This window comes from Streptomyces sp. NPDC057302 (genome assembly GCF_042667685.1).
Lineage (GTDB): Bacteria > Actinomycetota > Actinomycetes > Streptomycetales > Streptomycetaceae > Streptomyces.
Window position 1 is genome coordinate 21,000 of record NZ_JBHUZJ010000087.1, and the last position, 17,893, is coordinate 38,892.

The window sequence follows — 17,893 nt, forward strand, 5'->3', positions numbered from 1 at the left end:
TCGAAGATCTCTTGATGAGCAGGGGCGGATGCAGTTTGGGGAGGAGCACGGGTGGGTGATCTGTACATCGACGGCGAAATGCTACATCGAGTGCGGCGCAATTTGAATAATATTGAGGACCTTCTCGGCAAACCGATACGAGCCATGGCTGACATCGACGCCAAAGCAATGGGTGCCAAAGAACTTGAGCGCCGTATGGAAGACTTTGGCGAGGAGTGGGAGTACGGGATCGGGCAGTTGCGCAAGTTCTCTAAAGGTGCAGCGAAGACTCTGAGTCATATTCAGAGAACTTTCGAAAAGCTGGACGAGGATCTGGCGGCCGCTCTCTCGAAGGCGGCGAAGAAGGGGTGAGCGCCCCGAAGATCGAAGACTTCCCCACCCTTGAGTTCATTCCCTGTCCCGGGCATCACGATGCTGTGGACAAGGTTGCAGACTCGATTCGCGAAGCGGCCACTGCCCTAGGGGAGATCAGACGAGTCCTGCGCGGTGCCGATGATGGGGATTGGCGCGGAAAGGCGGCCATCGCCTTCCGGGAACTGCTGGATGACGAATTTCGCCCCAAGGTCGAGGACGCCTTCGACTCCTTTGACGGGGCGAAGGGCGTGATCCAGGGCTGGGCCGACTATATGAAGGACAAACAGAAAGTCGCCCGTGGCCTCGAACGGGAGGCTGCGGAGGCCAAGAGCGTAGACGAGAAGGAGAAGGCAAAGGGGGATGGCAAGAAAGGAGATAGCTCTGGCGCTGAACGTACGAAATCCTCAAGCGGCGCGACTATCGACCCGGTTGAAGAAGTACGCAAGCGGGCGCGTGCACTTCATGCCAATTATGAAGCGGAAGGGCGGAATGCCGCTAAACGCCTGAGGGATGCCATCGGCATTGCACCGGATGAGCCTGGATTTTGGGAGAGTCTCGGCGATTTCATTGGAGACGTGCTCGACAAGATCGGTGATTCCCTTGCCTGGGTGCACGATCAACTTATCGAGTTGCTCGGCAAGTTGGCTCCTCTATTGGACCTTATTGGAGACATCGCTGGGTTGCTCAGTGCAGTCACGGGGCTTCTCGCGCTCATCCCAGGGCTCCAATTCATGGCTGCGGTCTCGCTCCCCCTCGCGGGTGTCGCCCTGGGGGCTCACTATCTCTCTGCGGTCGGCACAACTGGAAGCTTCGGTAAGGCACTTCTTACCAAGGACGTCATCATGGATGCCGTCGGCTTCGGCGTGGGGAAATTGGGCGCAAAGATGGGGGACAGTGTTCTCGCTGCTGCGCAACTGTCGGGAGCGCCGATGCGAACGGTCCCTCAGCTCATCGGTCCGGCGCAAGAACTACCTTACGGAATCTTCCAACTTGCCAAGAGTACGCCCAGTGCCGGCTATGCCATGGGGCAGGATGAGTTCATCTCACGCGCTGCCAGCTTCCACGTAACCTGGGCAGGTCACGCATTGACGTCGGAAGGTGGGGGAGACAGTATCGAGACTGTTGGTAAGATTTTCAAGTGGGACTTCGGTGCTCTGACGCAGAAGCCGGCGGTTTCCAATTGAGTGCCAATGGTGGCGACATCACGGGAATCGAGCCTGGACGAGTAAATCTTTTTGTTCCTCCTGACTGGTTTGACCTCTTGGCCGATGGAGCCGATAGAGAAGCGACTCGAATCCGCTGTGCGGAACTCGTTCGACTTACCTACCCGAACACTCCGGCAGATCGCCGAAATGTTTTCGTCGACGGTTTGATGGAGTGTCACGAGCGCTACCTGGCCGATGGCGCCCTCATGTATGGCGTGATTACGACACCACTCCCCAGCAGCGGAGCCCCGGCTGTCTGGCAAGTTCAAGCGGGAGCTGTCGCTGTTCCGTCAACTCCAGCCGAGGTGGACCTCGGTGAGTTGATGTCCAGGGTGTTCGATGCGCAGTTCAAGGACAAAGTGGCGTACATCGAGCGATTCACCACAGAGATGGGCATTGGTTTCGGCTTTCTGTCTCAGCCGTCCTTTCCCGTCCCGAAGGACTGGGGGGAAGCTGCTTCAGACGTGCGGACCGGGCTCGCGGGTGCGTTGGCGTGTCCACCCGAGGGGGGTAAAGGCCTTCTGGTTATCGGAACCTGCCTCGATCCGCAGCAGGTGCGTGAACTAGCCGCCCTGGTGGCAGTCATTGCCGGGAACTCGGTCTTCCTGCCCGCCTCATCCTGGACTTCGAATGACCAATAGGACGACGGAGAACCGGACATGACGAACAGCACCAACATCAGACCCTCTTCGCGAGGTTCGTTGCTTCGTGCGACATCGCTCCCAGAGGGGCCTCGGCCGGCCGATTCCTGGTCGGACCGTGCCGCCCTCCTGCGGGCTCAGTCAGAAGCCCTCAACGGACTGGTGCGCGAGGACCTCTCACGTGGCCGTGGCCTTGCCTTCTTGCTATGTTCCGGGGTGGTAACCCTCGTAGCCGTGCTGATTCCGGTCCTGGCGGCCGACTCGGCCATGAGTGAAGACGGTGACGCCGCCGGGGCGGCGGTCACGGCTGCCGGGTGCCTGCTTCTGCTGATCCTTGCGCTCCCAGCACTGCTGGTCCTGCGCTCCCTGCGTGCCAGAGGGCTGCGGCGAAGTCAGCTGTTGAGCCAATGGGCTGCTGTGGACCGGGGGTACGACTCCGAGTTCCCGTCGGGCTACGGCTCGCAGGGTTCCCCCCACTCCCGCTTCTTCAACGCGGCGCTGGTCCTCACTCTGGCGTTCATCTTGGCCGTCGTGGTGCTGGCGAATGCGGCTGATGCGAACACTCTTGTGTTGTTGCCTGGGCTGGTGGTCGCAGCAGGCTTTTCCTGGGCAACGGTGCGGAAGTACGCGATCCGCTATGGCTGGGCCGCACGGGAGATGGCGATCCGGGGCCGTGAGCGCAGGCGACATCAACTCCGGGAGCGGATGTCCGGAGCGGTAGAGGCCCAGTTCCAGATGCCTGGTATCCGCCCCGCGCTGCTCTACGTTGCTCTGTGTGTACCCGTTGCCATCGTCGCGGTAATTTTCGCCATCGCACGCCCGAGGGATGTACTAGGCCTCCTGCTGATCGGCCTCCTCGCCTTGGCCGTGATGGTGATTGGTCTTCCGATGGCTGTGCTCAGACGGCGCCGGGAACGGACTCGGCTCGTAGGGGCCGCAACTGCTTTGGCCGACTCTTTCGATGCTGGAATCGTTGTGCACCCCATGCGCTACGGGTTCGGCGATCCAGTTGGGCGTCGTCCCGCTGACGGGCCTGCCTCCTGGGACTCCGGCCCGCCACGCGATGGTGTCGTGGCACTTGGCGCGGGCGTTCTTCACCTCCGTGGTGCGGACGGATCGGCGCTGGATCTCCCGTCCGCGGACCTCATGGGCGTGGCCCACCTCGCCGCCACGGTGTCCTGGCTGGACCCAACCCTCGACCTGCTCCTTCGCTCCGGCGAGTCGATCGAGATCCGTACGGCCAACACCAAGGAGATCGCCGAGTCGCTGTCGAGCGCGGGGGTGCGGACGATCACCGGGTAGGCGGCTGCCTCCACCAGGGCGCGTCTATTGCAGGAAAGTCGCGGTGGTGAACGGTGTGCAGCGGCGTGTCGATGAGAATTCCTTGCAACCGGTCAGAGGGCAGTGGCCTTGAGGGTTCGTATCAGGGTGTGGAGGGGGGTGGGCGTCGTTGTGAGGGTGGTGGTGGGGGTGTCGCTTTCTCGGAGGTGGATTTTGCCGTCCGGGGTGGCGGCGACATAGACGCAGTTCGATGCGTCTCCGCTGTACGTGGACTTCTGCCAGTTGTATGTGTGCATGGTTGGTCCTCAGAGTTCCTGGATCAGCTTGTGGATCAGGTCGCGTGATGGCGACGGCGTGAGCGCGCCGTTCTCCATGCGGTCCAGCACGGAGCAGTACTTGGCCAACTGTGCCTCTGCGTCCAGGAATTCGCAGCCGTGGTGAGTGTCCAGCTGGACGGTGTCGAGCCGTGCGACTGGCCCTACGAGATAGTCGACCGACTGCCCGGTTCCGGGGAACGGGGTGTGCCCGAAGGGGATCACTCGGACAGTTACGTTGGGCAGTTCGCTCATCTCGATGACGTGCTGGAGCTGTGCGCGGCTGACGGCTGAGCCGCCGAACCCCATGCGTAGAGCGGACTCGTGGATGACCGCGGTGTACGGGGTCGGAGTTTCCCGGTGGAGGGTTTCCTGGCGCTTCATGCGATGCGTGAGGCGGTGCTCCATCTCGTACTGCCGCATGGGTGGGACCACCTCGCGGAAGAGTGCGCGGGCGTGATCCGTGGTCTGTAGGAGTGCGGGGATGTGGATCACCAGGGCGACGCGGAACTCCGCCGCGTGGTGCTCCAGTTCGGCGAGGTCGATCAGGCTGGCGGGCAGGTGGTCGCGGTACTCATCCCACCAGCCGCGTTTCCGGCCGCCCGTCATCGAGGCCAAGGCGTCCACCAGGGGTTCATGGGCGCAGCTGTAGCTGCGGGCGAAGGTGCGGACGCGGTCAGCGCTTACGGGGTAGCGGCCTGCCTCGATGCTGCTGATCTGCCCCTGCTTGAGGCCAAGAAGCGTCGCGGCGGCGGTCGCGGTCAGCCCTGCGTGTTCACGGAGCTTGCGTAGCTCCGTTCCTAGTCGCCGCTGGCGCAGGGTGGGGTTGGTGCTGGGCGGCACGTATGCCTTCTCTCTCCTCGGACTACACCCTCGGATCACCCGCACGAGGGAAACGTGAAGCTCATCTCCAGCTTGGTATCAAGTATCACACCGACTGTGGTCACCGTAGCCCCACTCCAAGGCTGGTCCTACGCCCTTCATCTGCCCCATGATCCGAGAGCACCCCGCGTTGCCCGTATGACCTTGCGGGCCGCGCTCGACGGGCACGGTATGCGTGAACTGCTGGATGTGGCCGAGCTGTTGACGTCGGAAATGGTCACCAACGCTTTTCGGCATACGAAAGGGGCCTCCTCGCTGCGGCTTCGGGTCGTTCGGGGCGGGTGGCTTCGGGTGGGGGTGTGGGACAGCGATCCTCATATTCCTGCCCCCTTTGACAAGCCTCCCGGGGGTTTTGGGGCGGCGCTCGTGCCGAGCGAATCCGGCAGTGGGCGTGGGCTCCTTCTCGTACGGCAACTCGCGGACTCCTGGGGCGGGTGGCCGCTCGGGGATCAGCTTTTCGGCAGTGGGGGGAAGTTGTTGTGGTTCGCGGTGAGAGAGCCCGCGGGGTGTGTTCCAGGAAGAGCGGCGGTGGGTTCGCAGGGGGCTTCGGAACCCTGCTGATCCGCCACGCTCGGTGTGGTCCGCCGCCGTGGATGGCTCCAGCCGTAGTCCAGTCAGGCAACCGGAGCCCGGCCAGTGCTGTGTCGGCCTGGCCTGCCTGGAACCTCGCTGGGCGGGAGGCCGTCCGCCGTGGAGAGATGATCTCGGCTGGGCGGGCCCGTGGCCCCGAACGCGGCCCGTTCAGGAGAAGGGCGGCGCCTGAGAGGAATGGCTCAGGAGGCGGACGGCTCGATCTCTCCCGCGAAGACGATGACCTGGTCGATGAGGCTCCGGCGCAGATGGACGACGTCCGTTCCCGCCAGGCGGGGGCCTCCATCCGGTGTCGTGAAGACCCACTGGTACCGGGCCCACTCGTCCGGCATGTCCACCGCCGAACAGCGCACCATCGTGCCGGTCCCTGCGGGGTGGTGCCGGATGTCCAGCACGAACCGCTCGACCGCCTCGATCCCCTCGCTGCGGCCCAACGGTCCCCAGAAGACCACGTCGGAGGTGAGGGCCTGGGAGAGCAGCACAGTCACATAGTTGTCGTCCGAGGCGTTGAACGCGGAGATGAACGTGTCGATCGCGGACCGCGCGGTCTCTTCCTGCATGCACCAGTAATACCAGTCGCCTCGCGGACCGCGCTCGTCCCGTGAGTCGTCTCCCGGCCACGGTGAACCATCCCCGTCACAGCACCAGCGGTAGGGCACCGCACAACTCCGGCCCTCGCAGGCAGGGGTTGTGCCTCGGATGGGGTGTAGTGGATGTTGGGGACCGGGCGGGGGCAGGGGGTCTCCGCTGGGCTCTGTGAGGAGCCGGACAGCAGCGAGGGGACTCGAACCCAATGACTCAGCCTCCCGGCCAGCCGCCGCAGGACGGGCCGCAGGGCGGACCGCAGGACCGGCCGCAGGACGGACCGCAGGACGGACCGCAGGGCGGATTCGGACCCCCGCAGGAGCCCCAGCCGCCCGTGCCGGGGCCGCCCGCCGGCCCCTACGGCACCCCATCGGCCCCTCCGCAGCAGCCCGATGGGCAGAACCCGTACGCGTCCCAGGGACCGCCTCCCGGCCAGCCCCCGCAGGGACCGCCTCCCGGCCAGCCCCCGCAGCAGCCCGAGCCGGGGCAACCTCCCTATGGCCGGCCCCCGCAGGGCCAGCAGCCCGGGTCAGGGCAACAGCCCTACGGCCAGCCCCAGCCCGGCAGCGGGCCGTACGGGCAGTCCCCATCCGGTCCCTACGGCCAGCCCCAGCCCAGCAGCGGCCCCTACGGACAGCCTCCCCAGACCCCCTACGGCCAGCCTCCCCAGGCCCCCTACGGGCAACCGCCCTACGATCAGCCCGACCCCCAGTACGGCGCCTACCCGCCGCCCCCTCCGCCCGGCGGTACCGGGGGCAAGAACAAGGCCGCCCTCGTCATCGCCTCCCTCGCCGTGGTCGCCGCGCTCGTCGGTGGTGGGATCTTCCTCCTCAACGGCAGCGACAGTGACGGGGACGGCGACCAGAAGCCCAAGGCCGACAAGAGCGTTTCGGCCGGCCCCTCCGCCACCGCCACCGAGTCCGAAGAACCGCCCTCCGAAGAACCGCCCTCCGCAGACCCCACCACCGAGGACCCCCTCGACGAACCCTCCGACGCGTCCCGGCCCGCCGGTGACACCGGGTACCAGGGGCAGTGGCAGAACAAGGACGCCAAGACCCTCACCATCGGCGCCGAGCTCACCTCGGGAGAGGGCAAGGGCAAGCACTCGGTCTCGTACATCGACGCCGGCGGCGACGGGCTCTGCATGGGGCTCGGGCAGGAGCAGGGCGGCAGCGGCTTCCGCGTCGCCCTCAAGTGCGGCACCGGCGACGACGAGAAGTACATCTCGGCCGACCTCACCCAGGCCAACGACGAAGTGACCCTCAAGTGGGACAAGGACGGCGGCACCGACGTACTCCCTTGGGTCAACAAGGCCTGAGCCCAGCGGTGGGGCCCACCAAGAAGGCGCCCCCGCCAGACACCCTCACCGCCCGCCCCACCCCCAGGTGAGAGCAACGTTCCCCGCCGGTCACCGCGTGCCACAGGACGGAAACCCGCCCTCCCTACCTTCGGGGCTATCAGCCGCTAGCCGTGGAGATGAGGCCTGTCATGTGGATCCAGCGGTGGGACCCGGAGGACGAGAGGTTCTGGACGGAGGAGGGGGGCGAGCGCGTCGCCCGGCGGAATCTGGTGTTCTCGATCCTCTCGGAGCACATCGGGTTCTCCATCTGGACCCTGTGGTCCGTGATGGTGCTCTTCATGGGGCCCGAGTACGGGATCGATCCCGCCGGGAAGTTCTTCCTGGTGTCCATGGCCACCCTGGTCGGGGCCGTCGCCCGCGTCCCCTACACCTTCGCCGTCGCCCGCTTCGGCGGACGCAACTGGACGATCATCGCGGCCAGTGCGCTGCTCGTCCCGACCGTGGCCGCCTTCGCCGTCATGGAGCCCGGGACCTCCTACACCACCTTCATGGTGTGTGCGCTCCTCACCGGCGTCGGCGGCGGCAACTTCGCCTCCAGCATGACCAACATCAATTCCTTCTTCCCGCTGCGGAAGAAGGGGTGGGCGCTCGGGCTGAACGCCGGCGGCGGCAACATCGGCGTACCCGTCGTCCAGCTCGCCGGGCTCGCGGTCATCGGGGCCGGGGGAGGGCCGCGTGTTCTGCTCGGGATCTATATCCCTCTTATCTTCGTCTCCGCCGTCTGCGCCGCCCTCTTCATGGACAATCTCGCCACCGTGAAGAACGACACGGGCGCGGCGAAGGAGGCCGTCCGGGACGCCCACACCTGGATCATGGCTTTTCTGTACGTCGGGACCTTCGGGTCCTTCATCGGGTACAGCTTCGCCTTCGGGCTCGTCCTGCAGACCCAGTTCGGGCGTACGCCGCTGCAGGCCGCCGCCGTCACCTTCATCGGGCCGCTGCTCGGCTCGCTGATCCGGCCCGTGGGCGGGCGGCTCGCCGACCGGTTCGGCGGGGCCCGCATCACGCTGTGGAACTTCGTCGGGATGGGCGCGGCCACCGCTGTCGTGGTCGTCGCCTCCATGCGGGAGTCGCTCGCCCTCTTCGTCGGCGCGTTCGTCGTCCTCTTCGTGCTGACCGGGCTCGGGAACGGGTCCACGTACAAGATGATCCCGGGGATTTTCCAGGCGAAAGCCCTGCAGAAGGGGCTTGAAGGGGAAGCTGCCGCGGCTTACGGGAGGCGGCTCTCCGGGGCCTCCATGGGGCTCATCGGCGCCGTCGGCGCCCTCGGCGGGCTCGGGATCAATCTCGCCTTCCGGCAGTCCTTCCAGACCGTGGGGTCGGGGACCGGCGCCTTTGTGGCCTTCCTCGCCTTCTACGGCGTGTGCTTCTGCGTCACGTGGGCCGTATACCTTCGCCGGCCCGCCGCCGTCCCGGACTCCGGGCAGAGCGCGGACGCGGAGGCGAAGCCCCAGCTCACGTACGCGCAGGTCTGAGGCAGGGGCGGTCGTAGCCTGGTGTAACACGTACGACATCGTGATGATCCAGGGTTGTCACGGGCTGTTGGCAGGCTCGTCCAACCCCGGACCACACGACCACGCAGTACTAGCGGGACGAGAGCAGCTGCCATGCACGGGACCCACAAGAACGGTCACCAGGACGGCCAGCGGGACGGTCACCAGGACGGCCGGCGGGACGGTCGCCCGAACGCGCCCCTCGCCGGATTCACCGTCGGCGTCACCGCCGCCCGGCGCGCGGACGAGCTCGGCGCGCTGCTCCAGCGGCGCGGCGCCACCGTCCAGCACGCGCCCGCCCTGCGCATCGTTCCGCTCGCCGACGACAGCGAACTCCTCTCCGCCACCAAGCAGTTGATCGACCACGCGCCCGATGTCGTGATCGCCACCACCGCGATCGGGTTCCGCGGGTGGGTCGAGGCCGCCGACGGGTGGGGGGTCGGCGACGCGCTGCTGCGGTGTCTGGGGGGTGTCGAGGTGCTCGCCCGCGGGCCCAAGGTCAAGGGCGCCATCCGCGCCGCCGGGCTCACCGAGAAGTGGTCGCCCTCGTCCGAGTCCATGGCGGAGGTGCTCGACCGGCTGCTCGACGAGGGTGTCGAGGGGCGGCGCATCGCGCTCCAGCTGCACGGCGAGCCGCTGCCCGGCTTTGTCGAGTCCCTGCGGGCCGCGGGAGCCGAGGTGGTCGGCGTGCCCGTCTACCGGTGGATGCCGCCCGAGGACCTCGCGCCCGTCGACCGGCTGCTCGACGCCACCGTGGCCCGCGCCGTCGACGCGCTGACCTTCACCAGCGCGCCCGCCGCCGCGTCCTTCCTGGCCCGTGCCGAGGAACGCGGCATGTCCATCGAGCTCTTCGCCGCCCTCCAGCATGACGTCCTGTCCGCCTGCGTGGGACCGGTCACCGCGCTGCCGCTCCAGGCCCGCGGTGTCGAGACGGTGCAGCCCGAACGCTTCCGGCTCGGCCCCCTCGTACAGATCCTCTGCCAGGAACTGCCCTCCCGCGCCCGTACGTTGCCCCTCGCGGGCCACCGCGTCGAGATCCGCGGTCACGCCGTCCTGGTCGACGACGAGCTGCGGCCCGTGCCGCCCGCCGGCATGTCGCTCCTTCGGGCGCTCGCGCGGCGGCCGGGATGGGTGGTCTCCCGCGCCGAGCTGCTGCGCGCGCTGCCCGGGGCGGGGCGCGACGAGCATGCCGTGGAGACCGCGATGGCCAGGCTGCGTACGGCACTTGGGGCTCCCAAGCTCGTCCAGACGGTGGTCAAGCGGGGCTACCGGCTCGCGCTCGACCCGGCCGCCGAGTCCAAGTACGCCGACTGACGGGACCTGTTGTCCCGGCCGAGCAGCACCAGCGCCCGCGCGAGCAGGCCGATCGCGAGAGTGGAGAGCAGGGCGCGCCCGACGTTCCAGGCCAGCCACGTGTCCTCGAACTTCTCGCGCACGGCGGCCGGATCGCCGATCTTCGCCGGGTCGCCCGCGTCCGCGAGCTCGTCGTTCAGCGGGACGTTCACGCCCGATGTGATCACGAAGACCATGGCGTAGGCGATGAGCGCCGCGAGCACCCATCGGAACGCGCTCGTCCCGCGCAGCTGCCACGCCGAGAGCGCCGTGAAGAGCAGCGCCCCGAAGAAGCTCGCGAAGAAGACCGGATTGTTGAACGCGTCGTTCGTGTTCTGCATGACCTCGATGAAGACGCGGTCGTCGCTGCGCCCGAGGCCGGGCATGACCCCGCAGGCGAAGATGTAGAAGGTTCCGGCGATCAGGCCCATCGTCACGACGGCCGCCCCCAGAACGGCCCCGGCGCTGCCCTGTCCCCGCTGTTTCGTCACTCGGTCGTCTCTCATGGGACCGAGTCAACCGGCCGCGGGGGCGCTGGGCCATGGCTTCGAAGCGCACGCGCATAAGCGGGCGTCTCACCCCACGCGCGGCGTCGGCCCGGCGGTAGCGCGGCGGCAGGGGTTCCGCACCCGCCCGCGGCGAGGCACTGTAGGGGGAGCACTCACCGGTAACCCCACAAGGCGGTGACAGGCGCATGGCACTGGGCATGGACCCGGCCACGTACGAGCTGCGATTCGACTCCGGGCGGAGCTGTCTGGACCTCGTCGCGACGAACCATCCCGTGGAACGGCTCGACTCCGTGGACCGGCTGCGTGCCTGGCTCGCGGGCGCCGGGCTCATCCCGGATCACACGGCACTGCCGGGGGCGGGCCAGGTCTGGCTCGTCGCCTTCCGGGAACTTCGGGCCTATGTGGGCAAGTTGGTGCTCGCCGAGCTCGAAGGGCGGCCCGCCGACGGGGCGTTGGCCCGGGTCAACGGCCTCGCCGCGACCGCGCCGCCGGCGCCGCGCGCCGTCCGGCGGCCCGACGGCAGCCTCGCCCGCGCGCTGGACGGGGACCCCGGCTGCGCGGCCCTGCTCGCCGTCGTGGCCCGCGACGCCGTCGACCTGCTCACCGACCCCGTGGCACGCGCCCTGCTGCGCCAGTGCGAGGGCGACAACTGCCCCATCGTGTACCTCGACACGTCCCGCGGGCGCCGCCGCCGCTGGTGCTCCAGCGAGGTGTGCGGCAACCGCGAGCGGGTGGCCAGGCACCGGCGGCGCGCGGCGCTCGCGCGGGCCTGAGGTGCGCAAGGAGCGAGGCGGGGCGCCACCCCGTATACGGCACCCGTACGGCACCCGTACGCAACCCGCGGAAAACTCGTGTGATCTCCGTTGAACACAGCTCCGGCCGCCTACGTAACTCCGGTTGAACAGCCGACAGGGCGAAGCCCGACGAAGAGCGGACACCGGAGGCAGACGTGCGCAAGGATTCCGCCGTGGCCGATGAGCGCCCGAAGGAACGCCCGCACCGACACCGTCTGGTCCCCCAACGCAACGGACCCGACGAGGAGTTGATGCGCGCCCTCTACCGCGAGCACGCGGGTCCACTTCTGGCCTATGTGCTCCGCCTGGTGGCGGGCGACCGGCAGCGCGCCGAAGATGTCGTACAGGAAACGCTCATCCGTGCCTGGAAGAACGCCGGTCAGCTCAATCGTGCGACCGGTTCGGTACGCCCCTGGCTGGTGACGGTCGCCCGGCGCATCGTCATCGACGGCCACCGCAGCCGGCAGGCCCGGCCGCAGGAGGTCGATCCGTCGCCGCTGGAGGTCATCCCCGCGGAGGACGAGATCGATAAGGCGCTGTGGCTGATGACTCTCTCGGATGCGCTCGACGACCTGACTCCCGCACACCGGGAGGTACTTGTCGAGACCTACTTCAAAGGGCGTACGGTCAATGAGGCGGCCGAGACTCTGGGTATACCCAGTGGGACGGTGCGTTCGCGGGTCTTCTACGCGCTTCGCTCGATGAAGCTGGCGCTCGAGGAGCGGGGGGTGACGGCATGAACGAGTCCTACGGACATGACGCGCGGGGCCATGCGGAAGCGGGCGACGTGCACGAGACCGTCGGCGCCTACGCCCTCGGCATCCTGGACGACGCGGAGGCGACGGCCTTCGAGGCACATCTGGCGGGCTGCGAGTTCTGCGCGCACCAGCTGGAGGAGTTCTCCGGCATGGAGCCGATGCTGGCCGCACTCGCGGACTTCCCCGGGGCGCGCGGCGTACCGGCTATCGGGGAGCAGCTCGCCGCGCGGCCGAGCCCGCGCCTGGCGGACCGGCTCGTGGACGAGGTCTCCGTCAAGCGCCAGCAGAAGCGCAGGCGCGGGATGTATCTGGTGGCCGCCGCGGCGGCGCTGATCGTCGGCGGGCCGCTGACGGTCCTCGCGGTGAGCGACGACGGCGGCGGTTCGAAGGACGTGGCGGCCGAGCCGCACCCCACGAGCCCCGCCGAGGACGCCTTCTTCAACCACATGGACGACAAGATCAAGGCCACCGACCCCAAGACGAAGGTCAGCGCCACGGTCGGCACGGAGAAGAAGGCCTGGGGCACGCACGCGGTCCTGGAGCTGAAGAACGTCAAGGGCCCGCTCAAGTGCTCCCTGGTCGCGGTCGGCAAGGACGGCGAGAAGGAGACGGTGACCACCTGGGCCGTCCCGAAGTGGGGTTACGGCATCGAGGACAGCCCGAACAAATGGGCCCGCAGCCCCCTCTACGTCCACGGCGGCGCCGCGATGGACCGCAACGACATCGACCACTTCGAGGTGACCACCTTCGACGGCGACCGCCTGGTGGAGGTGGACGCTTAGGAGACGCTCAGGAGATGTGCACAGAGGGGTCCCCTTTCGCGTACGGTAGACGGCTGCTCAATAGGGCAGCTGCACGTCCGGAAAGGGGCCTCGGTGGCCGACGTACGCGACCGTGAGATCAGCGTCGAACAAGAACACCTCGACCAGGTCTACCGGCGTCTCGAGGAGAAGATCCACGAGGCCGAGTTCCTCATGACCGACGCGGCCAAACGCTCCCAGGTCGGCACGCCTGGTGCGCTCGCCGAGCGGGACGCGCAGGTGTTTCGCGCGGGAGTACATCTCAACCGGCTCAACAGCGAGTTCGAGGACTTCCTCTTCGGACGGATCGACCTGCTGCTCGGCAAGGACGGCAAGAAGGGCCCGGACGGCGCGTACACGTCGGTCGAGCCCGCCGAGGACGCGGTGAGCGAGCACAACACCGCCCAGATCGCCGAGACCCTGCACATCGGGCGCATCGGCGTCCTGGACGCGGACTACTCCCCGCTCGTCATCGACTGGCGGGCCCCGGCCGCGGCGCCCTTCTACCGCTCGACGCCGGTCGACCCGGGCCGTGTCGTGCGCCGCCGGGTCATCCGCTCCAAGGGCCGCAAGGTCCTGGGCGTCGAGGACGACCTGATGCGCCCGGAGCTCACGGCCACCCTGAACGGCGAGAGCCTGCCCGTCATCGGCGACGGCGCCCTGATGGCGGCGCTCGGCCAGGCCCGCAGCCACACCATGCGGGACATCGTGGCGTCGATCCAGGCCGAGCAGGACATGGTGATCCGCGCGCCCGCCGCCTCGGTGACGTACGTCGAGGGAGGACCCGGCACCGGCAAGACCGCCGTGGCCCTGCACCGCGCGGCCTACCTGCTCTACCAGGACCGCAGGCGGTACGCGGGCGGCATCCTCATCGTCTCCCCGACCCCGCTGCTCGTGGCCTACACGGAAGGCGTGCTGCCCTCGCTCGGAGAAGAGGGGCAGGTCGCGATCCGCGCGGTCGGCGCGCTGGCGGACGACGCGGCGGGCGCGGTCGAGGCCACGGTCTACGACTCGCCCGCGGTGGCCCGCGTCAAGGGCTCGTCCCGGATGCTGCACGTCCTGCGGAAGGCCGCCCGGGGCGCGCTGGAGGGCGGCACCTCCGGAGTGCGGGCCGCCGCCGCGCAGGAGGGCCAGCTGTCGTTCGGCGAGGAGGAGGACGAGGACGCGCCCCAGGCCCCCGCCGAGACCCCCACACGGCTGCGTGTGGTCGCCTTCGGCCGCCGCCTGGAGCTGGAGGCCGACGCCCTGGGCCGCATCCGCCGCAACGCGCTCAGCGGCACGGCCCCCGTCAACCTGCTGCGCCCGCGCGCCCGCAAGCTGCTCCTGGACGCCCTGTGGTCGCAGTCGGGCTCCGCGGGCCGGCACAGCGACCCGGAACTGGCCGCCGAGCTGCGCTCGTCGTTCGACGAGGACATCACCTCCGAGGACGACTTCATCCGCTTCCTCGACGCGTGGTGGCCCGAACTCACCCCGCGCTCGGTGCTCTCCGCGATGGGCGACGAGCGGCGCCTGGGCCGCTGGTCGCGCCGGGTCCTGAACCCGGGCGAGGTCCGCAAGGTCGCGCGCTCCCTCAAGCGTGACGCCCTGTCGGTGCACGACGTGGCGCTCATCGACGAGCTCCAGTCGATCCTCGGTACGCCGCACAGGCCCCGCAAGAAGAAGGACCTCGACCCCCTCGACCTGCTCACGGGCCTCGACGAACTGATGCCGCAGCGCGAGGAGTCCCAGCGCGAACGCGCCGAACGGCTCGCGGCCGAGCGCACCGAGTACGCGCACGTCATCGTCGACGAGGCCCAGGACCTGACGCCCATGCAGTGGCGCATGGTCGGCCGCAGGGGCCGGCACGCCACGTGGACGATCGTCGGCGACCCCGCCCAGTCCTCCTGGTCCGACCCGGACGAGGCCGCCGCCGCCCGTGACGAGGCCCTGGGCAGCCGCCCGCGCCGCCGCTTCACCCTCACGGTCAACTACCGCAACCCGGCCGAGATCGCCGACCTGGCCGCCAAGGTGCTCGCGCTCGCGATGCCCGGCTCCGAGTCGCCGTCAGCCGTCCGGTCCACCGGAGTCGAACCGCGCTTCGCCGTCGTACGCGACAAGGATCTCGGCGCTTCGGTGCGCGAGGAGGCGGCGCGGCTGCTCGACCAGGTGGACGGCACGGTCGGCGTCGTCGTGGCGATGACCCGCCGAGAGCAGGCGGCCCGCTGGCTGGCCGGGCTCGGCGACCGGGTGGTGGCGCTCGGCTCGCTGGAGGCCAAGGGCCTGGAGTACGACGCGACGGTCGTGGTCTCGCCCGCGGAGATCGCGGACGAGTCCCCGGCGGGCCTGCGCGTGCTCTACGTGGCGCTGACCAGGGCCACGCAGCAGCTGACGGTCCTCTCCGGCGAGCGCGACGACCCGGACGGCGACGGGGTGGCGGACCTGCTCCGGGACTGAGGTGCCGGACCTGCTCCGGGACTGAGGTGGCGGACCCGCTCCGGGACTGAGGTGGCGGACCTGCTCCGCACATGACTTCAGAGACTTGTCGGTACGGGAATTGCCTTGCGGGGATCGTTTGTTACCGTTGATGTGGCACCGGCCCGATCCAAGCCCCCGGGCCCAACCTTCGTCGCTACGAGCGACCACTTGCCGCGAGGCGAGCATGGCGGGTCGGTGTCATTAACGTAGGGAGAGGCCCTCGTCACCACGTGACGAGGGCCTCTTTCGGTTTTCAACCACCGGTTTCCGTTTGCCCCTACCGGCTTCCCCCAACTTCTCGTATGGTGGAAACTAGTTTCCGAAAAGCTGGTGAACGAAAAGTTCGCAATCCGAGGCGGCTACCACGTACTCAGTGGTAGGTGCGACGATCGGACGGCAAGAGCAACACGGTGAAAGCAGAGGAAGTCGGCCATGGCAACGGCGCCCAGCGTCTCCTACTCGAACACGGTCCGGTTGGAGGTGCCCGCGAGCGGCACCGCGGTCTCCCAGATCACCACGGCCGTCGAGTCCCACGGAGGCTCGGTGACCGGCCTCGACGTCACGGCGTCCGGCCATGAGGCGCTGAGGATCGACGTCACGATCGCGGCGACCTCCACGACGCACGGCGACGAGATCGTCGCGCAGCTGCGCACCATCGAGGGCGTCACCGTCGGCAAGGTCTCCGACCGTACGTTCCTGATGCACCTCGGCGGCAAGATCGAGATGGCGTCCAAGCACCCCATCCGGAACCGCGACGACCTCTCCATGATCTACACCCCGGGCGTGGCCCGGGTGTGCATGGCGATCGCCGAGAACCCCGAGGACGCGCGCCGCCTGACCATCAAGCGCAATTCCGTTGCGGTCGTAACGGACGGTTCGGCCGTTCTGGGCCTGGGCAACATCGGCCCGAAGGCCGCCCTTCCCGTCATGGAGGGCAAGGCGGCCCTCTTCAAGCGCTTCGCGGGGATCGACGCCTGGCCGCTGTGCCTGGACACCCAGGACACCGACGAGATCGTCGCCATCGTCAAGGCGATCGCCCCCGGCTTCGCGGGCATCAACCTGGAGGACATCTCGGCGCCGCGCTGCTTCGAGATCGAGGCCCGCCTGCGCGAGGCCCTGGACATCCCCGTCTTCCACGACGACCAGCACGGCACCGCGATCGTCGTGCTCGCCGCGCTGACCAACGCACTTCGCGTGGTCGGCAAGGGAGTCGGCGACGTACGCGTCGTCATGTCCGGTGCGGGCGCCGCCGGTACGGCCATTCTCAAGCTGCTCATCGCGGCGGGCGTCAAGCACGCCGTCGTGGCCGACATCCACGGTGTCGTGCACGCGGACCGCGAGGACCTCGTGGACGCCGCGCCGGACTCGCCGCTGCGCTGGATCGCCGACAACACCAACCCCGAGGGCGCCCGCGGCACCCTCAAGGAAGCGGTCGTCGGCGCCGACGTCTTCATCGGCGTCTCGGCCCCGAACGTCCTGAACGCGGACGACGTCGCGGCCATGGCCGACGGCGCCATCGTGTTCGCGCTCGCGAACCCGGATCCCGAGGTCGACCCCGCGATCGCCCGCCAGACGGCGGCTGTCGTGGCCACGGGCCGCTCGGACTTCCCGAACCAGATCAACAACGTCCTGGTCTTCCCCGGCGTCTTCCGCGGCCTGCTCGACGCCCAGTCGCGCACCGTCAACACGGAGATGATGCTGGCGGCGGCGGGCGCCCTCGCGGACGTCGTCGCCGAGGACGAGCTCAACCCGAACTACATCATCCCCAGCGTCTTCAACGACAAGGTCGCGGGCGCGGTCGCCGATGCGGTGCGCACCGCGGCGAAGGCGGCTGGGGTGGCTGTGACAGGCGCCACGGCCCAGTAGTACGGCGCGTCGCGGAACGCAGGGGTCGTAAAGGCCCTCTAGGGTGGCGTGGAAGCGCGCCCCCGACTGCCACCTTCCAGGGGCGGTGAAGCTTTTCGTGTGACCCCCAGGGGCCCCGGATTGGCTTTCCCGCCGCAGGTGGGGGCAGGATGCCTTTCTGGGCGCGAGGGTCCGGATGACGGACCCGGGTCCGGGGCCTGACCGAGGACCCTGGCAGCATCGGCTTCGCTGTGCCCATCATGCGGCTCCGCCGCGTGGCACGCCTCAACGGCAAGAAGAACACGGGAGTACAAACATGAACCGCAGTGAGCTGGTGGCCGCGCTGGCCGACCGTGCCGAGGTGACCCGCAAGGACGCCGACGCCGTGCTGGCCGCGTTCGCCGAGACCGTCGGCGAGATCGTTGCCAAGGGCGACGAGAAGGTCACCATCCCCGGCTTCCTGACCTTCGAGCGCACCCACCGTGCCGCTCGCACCGCACGGAACCCGCAGACCGGCGAGCCGATCAACATCCCGGCCGGCTACAGCGTCAAGGTTTCGGCGGGCAGCAAGCTCAAGGAAGCCGCCAAGGGCAAGTAGCATGACGTACGTCGAGAAGGAGCGGCTCTTCGCCGAGGCCGACCTGATCAGTCTCCACGTGCCGCTGATGCCCGCCACCCAGCACATCATCGGCAAG

Annotated in this window: 18 protein-coding genes and 1 pseudogene; 15 read left to right on the top strand and 4 right to left on the bottom strand. The window is 68.5% G+C overall.

The features are described 5' to 3' along the window. Nucleotides 1-51 precede the first annotated feature (51 nt). From ACFUPX_RS37540 to ACFUPX_RS37555, 4 genes are all read left to right on the top strand, one after another. The gene (locus ACFUPX_RS37540; protein ID WP_383332994.1) at nt 52-351 is read left to right on the top strand and encodes a hypothetical protein; all 300 of its coding nucleotides are present in this window, start codon (nt 52-54) and stop codon (nt 349-351) included. Next, nucleotides 348-1,538 carry a putative T7SS-secreted protein gene (locus ACFUPX_RS37545; RefSeq protein WP_383332996.1) on the top strand — a complete coding sequence of 397 codons (1,191 nt, stop codon included), beginning with the start codon at nt 348-350 and terminating at the stop codon, nt 1,536-1,538. The genes ACFUPX_RS37540 and ACFUPX_RS37545 overlap by 4 nt, the downstream gene beginning before the upstream one ends. Continuing rightward, a complete protein-coding gene (locus tag ACFUPX_RS37550) occupies nt 1,535-2,200 on the top strand; it encodes a hypothetical protein (RefSeq protein ID WP_383332998.1) in 666 nt (221 codons plus the stop codon). Before ACFUPX_RS37545 ends, ACFUPX_RS37550 begins: the two co-directional genes overlap by 4 nt. Nucleotides 2,201-2,434: 234 nt before the next feature. Beyond that, a complete protein-coding gene (locus ACFUPX_RS37555) occupies nt 2,435-3,502 on the top strand; it encodes a hypothetical protein (protein WP_383333000.1) in 1,068 nt (355 codons plus the stop codon). Between the two features lie 92 nt (nt 3,503-3,594). Here ACFUPX_RS37555 and ACFUPX_RS37560 read toward each other — a convergent pair whose 3' ends face one another. After that, complete coding sequence (locus ACFUPX_RS37560; RefSeq protein ID WP_383333002.1) at nt 3,595-3,777, bottom strand: DUF397 domain-containing protein; 183 nt, start codon at nt 3,775-3,777, stop codon at nt 3,595-3,597. 9 nt (nt 3,778-3,786) lie between these two features. Further along, nucleotides 3,787-4,638 carry a DUF5753 domain-containing protein gene (locus ACFUPX_RS37565; protein WP_383333004.1) on the bottom strand — a complete coding sequence of 284 codons (852 nt, stop codon included), beginning with the start codon at nt 4,636-4,638 and terminating at the stop codon, nt 3,787-3,789. 96 nt (nt 4,639-4,734) lie between these two features. On the opposite strand from ACFUPX_RS37565, the gene ACFUPX_RS37570 reads away from it, so the two are divergent. Continuing rightward, complete coding sequence (locus ACFUPX_RS37570) at nt 4,735-5,238, top strand: ATP-binding protein (RefSeq protein ID WP_383333006.1); 504 nt, start codon at nt 4,735-4,737, stop codon at nt 5,236-5,238. A gap of 212 nt (nt 5,239-5,450) precedes the next feature. On the opposite strand, the gene ACFUPX_RS37575 is transcribed toward ACFUPX_RS37570, so the two are convergent. Beyond that, nucleotides 5,451-5,828: a nuclear transport factor 2 family protein gene (locus tag ACFUPX_RS37575; RefSeq protein ID WP_383333008.1), complete on the bottom strand. Its 378-nt coding sequence runs from the start codon at nt 5,826-5,828 to the stop codon at nt 5,451-5,453. Between the two features lie 233 nt (nt 5,829-6,061). On the opposite strand from ACFUPX_RS37575, the gene ACFUPX_RS37580 reads away from it, so the two are divergent. The 3 genes from ACFUPX_RS37580 to ACFUPX_RS37590 all read left to right on the top strand — a co-directional run bounded on the left by ACFUPX_RS37580 (nt 6,062) and on the right by ACFUPX_RS37590 (nt 10,020). Then, a complete protein-coding gene (locus ACFUPX_RS37580) occupies nt 6,062-7,171 on the top strand; it encodes a hypothetical protein (RefSeq protein ID WP_383333010.1) in 1,110 nt (369 codons plus the stop codon). Between the two features lie 170 nt (nt 7,172-7,341). After that, nucleotides 7,342-8,688: a nitrate/nitrite transporter gene (locus ACFUPX_RS37585; RefSeq protein ID WP_383333012.1), complete on the top strand. Its 1,347-nt coding sequence runs from the start codon at nt 7,342-7,344 to the stop codon at nt 8,686-8,688. A gap of 132 nt (nt 8,689-8,820) precedes the next feature. Beyond that, nucleotides 8,821-10,020: a uroporphyrinogen-III synthase gene (locus ACFUPX_RS37590; protein ID WP_383333014.1), complete on the top strand. Its 1,200-nt coding sequence runs from the start codon at nt 8,821-8,823 to the stop codon at nt 10,018-10,020. Here the strand turns inward: ACFUPX_RS37590 and ACFUPX_RS37595 are convergent. Then, nucleotides 9,972-10,544, bottom strand: a complete 573-nt coding sequence (locus ACFUPX_RS37595) for a DUF1772 domain-containing protein (RefSeq protein ID WP_383333016.1) — start codon at nt 10,542-10,544, stop codon at nt 9,972-9,974. The genes ACFUPX_RS37590 and ACFUPX_RS37595 overlap by 49 nt on opposite strands. Nucleotides 10,545-10,732: 188 nt before the next feature. On the opposite strand from ACFUPX_RS37595, the gene ACFUPX_RS37600 reads away from it, so the two are divergent. The 7 genes and pseudogenes from ACFUPX_RS37600 to ACFUPX_RS37630 form a co-directional block, all read left to right on the top strand. Then, complete coding sequence (locus ACFUPX_RS37600) at nt 10,733-11,320, top strand: CGNR zinc finger domain-containing protein (RefSeq protein ID WP_383333018.1); 588 nt, start codon at nt 10,733-10,735, stop codon at nt 11,318-11,320. 176 nt (nt 11,321-11,496) lie between these two features. Continuing rightward, a complete protein-coding gene (locus tag ACFUPX_RS37605) occupies nt 11,497-12,081 on the top strand; it encodes a sigma-70 family RNA polymerase sigma factor (RefSeq protein ID WP_383333020.1) in 585 nt (194 codons plus the stop codon). After that, nucleotides 12,078-12,881 carry a zf-HC2 domain-containing protein gene (locus tag ACFUPX_RS37610; protein WP_383333022.1) on the top strand — a complete coding sequence of 268 codons (804 nt, stop codon included), beginning with the start codon at nt 12,078-12,080 and terminating at the stop codon, nt 12,879-12,881. Before ACFUPX_RS37605 ends, ACFUPX_RS37610 begins: the two co-directional genes overlap by 4 nt. A 93-nt stretch (nt 12,882-12,974) precedes the next feature. Further along, the gene (locus tag ACFUPX_RS37615; protein WP_383333024.1) at nt 12,975-15,332 is read left to right on the top strand and encodes a HelD family protein; all 2,358 of its coding nucleotides are present in this window, start codon (nt 12,975-12,977) and stop codon (nt 15,330-15,332) included. Between the two features lie 453 nt (nt 15,333-15,785). Beyond that, nucleotides 15,786-17,219: an NAD-dependent malic enzyme gene (locus tag ACFUPX_RS37620; protein WP_383333025.1), complete on the top strand. Its 1,434-nt coding sequence runs from the start codon at nt 15,786-15,788 to the stop codon at nt 17,217-17,219. A 295-nt stretch (nt 17,220-17,514) separates the two neighbouring features. Next, on the top strand, nt 17,515-17,796 hold the full coding sequence (locus tag ACFUPX_RS37625) for an HU family DNA-binding protein (protein ID WP_016645140.1): 282 nt from the start codon (nt 17,515-17,517) through the stop codon (nt 17,794-17,796). Nucleotide 17,797: 1 nt separating this feature from the next. Next, nucleotides 17,798-17,893: pseudogene (locus ACFUPX_RS37630) on the top strand (NAD(P)-dependent oxidoreductase); the annotation flags it as partial.